We start from the raw sequence: 2,789 nt of genomic DNA, 5'->3' as shown, positions 1-2,789 counted from the left end.
GCCATGTCCCGGCTGATGAGCGTGCGCAGCTTGCGCTGCTCGTCGTCGGTGATGTGAAACAGGCTGATAAGCGTGTCGTTCTTGGGCGTGTAGAGCGGCGCAAACTGCTTGCCGCCGAACTCCACCTTTTCCCCGGCTTCGTGGGCCTTGGCCTTGGCGTACAGCGTCATAAGCTCGGCGCTGCGGTAGTTCCACCGTGGGTCAAGCTCACGGGCCAGCGCGGCGGCCTCGTGGTACATCTGGCCGGTGTGCGTCGCACCTGACAGCAGCAGGAAATTCAGCCGCCAAAACAGGTGCTGCATCCGCTCGCCCTCGGCCACGCCGCCGCGCAGCGCGGCCAGCGTGCGCAAGTCCTCCAGACGATCCCACGCCAGTTGCCGCCCGTTGAGCGTGCGCAGGTTGCCGGTTTGGCCGCCCGGCAGCAGCTTGAACTGGCGACGGTCGGCGCGGGCCTTGCGGTCGGCCTCGATGTCCCAGCGGGCCACCGGCAGTAGCGCCTCGGCCAGATACTCGAAGTTGTACCGGATCGGCTCGCCGTCCGGGCCTTGCTCAACGTGGATGACGCGGCAAACCTCGCCGCTCTTGCTGTTCACCGTATTGACCAGCCGCAGCACGCGGCTTGCATCCTTGGCCGCTGGATCAGCGCCCAGCCCGGCCAGACGGTCGATCAGGTAACGCTGGCAGGCATTCCAGCGTGGCAGCGCCTGACGCGGCAAGGTGCCATCCAGCAGCCACTTTGCTTGCACGCCACGGCCAGAGAAAACGAGGATCGACGGCGGCGGCACGCCTTCGTCGTAGCAGCGGAACATGACAGCGGCGGCCAGTTGCTCGGGGCTGCGCCCCTGCGCCCACGGCTCGCGGTAGGTGTCCAGATCGGCGAACAGCAAGCCGATGCGGGCCAAGTTGACCACGCGGCGATTGGGCTTGATGAACTCAGCCTGAGACAGCCAGGTATCCCGGCTGTGGTCGAGCATGGAGAGCACCACGGGCATCTGTGACAGCCGGTAACTGTCCTGCTTCTTGCCGCTGCCCTCGCACGTCGCCATGAGCAACGAGAAAAAGCCCTGCCGGGCTGTGTCGTGATAGCAACCCGCCTCATCGGCTGGGCTGAAAAGTCGTAGCTGTGCCTGTCCCATAACCTTCTTTCCGCTTGTGCGGCAAGAGGTGGGGCGCTACAATGCAAACCATGTCTGGGTGTTGCCTGTATAGGTTGCGCCTTTGGGTTCTAGCCAGTGCCACCTGACTAGTCCCGCCCCCTGCCAAGCCCCGCTGCCACGCGGGGCTTTGCTTTTTCATCCATCTGAACTCCGCTCCTTCGCTTCCAAAGTTCGCGGAATCCAGCCTTTTGCATTCGCCGTCCAGTGCAGCACGCCATGCTGCCGCAGCACTGCCGCCGCGCCATCGAAAGAGCGAAAAAACCGGATGCCTCCCCGGTACTGGCCGAGAATGCGCCGCTCGTTGCCAACGTGCAGCACGATCACCAGCCCGCGCTCTGTGTTCTCGATGACAGCGCCCTTGATCTCATGCGGTGCGTTCTTCGCAAACGCCTTGAAATGAGAGGGCGGCAGTACCTCCAGACTCAACGGTTCCATTTCAACCATCACTTTATACCCCACGCGCCGTATTTCATCAACATTATTAAATTTCGCCAAATCAAAAATGTATGGACTATAGTCCATGCTTTTGACCCGTCCAGCCGGTTAAGTGATTACTCAATCACTCTTTTCATCAAGTGAGCGCACCAGTTCGCGCAGAATGTCCGTGATGCTGCGCCCGGTCTTGGCGGCGTAAATCTTCAGCTTCGTGTGCTCGGCCCGGTCGAGGTCGAAATTCACCCGGACGGTGGCGGCCTTGTCGGCAAGGTCGGACAAGGTAGGGCCAGCCTTCGCGGCGCTCGGGCGGCCTGCTTTCATGCCAAGTTTCCCGCTACTCATTTTCACCTACTCCTTAATTACTCAAATGGTGCAATTGAGGAAACGGCGCACTTCCTCAGCCAGCGCCCGGATTTCCTCGGCGGCCTCGCTCGTCGGCTCTTGGTCAATGGCCGTGGTGCCGCTGGCCGCGCTGCTCGGGTAGATGACGCGCTGCGTGATGCGCGTTTGCAGGATCGGCAGGCCGTACCCGGCCAGCGCCTCGGAGACTTCCGCACCAATCTTGGTGCCCTTGATCGCACGGGACACCACGAAAGCCGCTTTTAGCTTGCCGTCGGTCAGCTCGATGCGCTGCTTGACCAAATCCACGAGGTCAGAGGTTGCCCAAATGTCGTAGGGCGACGGCTGCACCGGGATCAGCACGCAATCGGCGGACTTCATTGCCGACACGGCCAAGTCATGAGCCTGCGGCGCTCCGTCGATCACAACAAAGTCTTTCCGGGCCACGCTCTTTAGATCGCGCTCGATGGTGGGCCGGTCGATGCCAACCACGGGCACGGGTTGATCCTCGCGGACGGCGGCCCAATCGCGGGCGCTGCCCTGCGGGTCAGAATCAACCAGCAACACGTCTGCGCCGTCGAGTTGCAGGGCGCGGGCAAGGTGGGTGGCGATGGTGGTTTTACCCGCCCCGCCCTTCTGGTTCAGTACAGCAATGACTTGCATATGCGCTCCTTGAGCTATTGAGCGTTTGAGGAAAAAAGGAATTACTCAAGCGCAGTATAGCATATTGAGGATTTGAGTAAATGCACCTTTTGAGGATTTGAAGTCATAAAAAACCCCGCACGCGGCGGGGTTCGGTGGCAGGGCAGGGGAGGGCTTAGGCGGCCTGGTGGATCTCGTCGGCCACCTGTCGGCACA

The 2,789-nt window shown here is 61.6% G+C and carries 4 protein-coding genes; all 4 read right to left on the bottom strand.

The genetic code is table 11. The annotated features are described in order from the left end of the window. Positions 1-1,136 (bottom strand): replication protein (locus OKC40_RS22110; protein ID WP_270796996.1); only part of this gene is annotated, 1,136 nt, incomplete at its 3' end. A 156-nt stretch (positions 1,137-1,292) separates the two neighbouring features. Continuing rightward, the gene (gene parC / locus OKC40_RS22105) at positions 1,293-1,679 is read right to left on the bottom strand and encodes a ParC family partition-associated protein (protein ID WP_011270177.1); all 387 of its coding nucleotides are present in this window, start codon (positions 1,677-1,679) and stop codon (positions 1,293-1,295) included. A gap of 33 nt (positions 1,680-1,712) precedes the next feature. After that, the gene (locus OKC40_RS22100; RefSeq protein WP_011178357.1) at positions 1,713-1,934 is read right to left on the bottom strand and encodes a plasmid partition protein ParG; all 222 of its coding nucleotides are present in this window, start codon (positions 1,932-1,934) and stop codon (positions 1,713-1,715) included. Positions 1,935-1,955: 21 nt separating this feature from the next. Further along, positions 1,956-2,594, bottom strand: coding sequence for a ParA family partition ATPase (gene parA, locus OKC40_RS22095; protein WP_033996216.1), 639 nt, complete (start codon positions 2,592-2,594; stop codon positions 1,956-1,958). Between the last annotated feature and the right edge of the window lie 195 nt (positions 2,595-2,789).

Origin of the sequence: Aeromonas sp. QDB11, from assembly GCF_027705265.1 — a bacterium.
In the GTDB taxonomy this organism is placed as follows: domain Bacteria; phylum Pseudomonadota; class Gammaproteobacteria; order Enterobacterales; family Aeromonadaceae; genus Aeromonas; species Aeromonas allosaccharophila.
The sequence above is the reverse complement of the archived record's forward strand: the minus strand, read 5'-3'. Positions and strand labels throughout refer to the sequence as shown.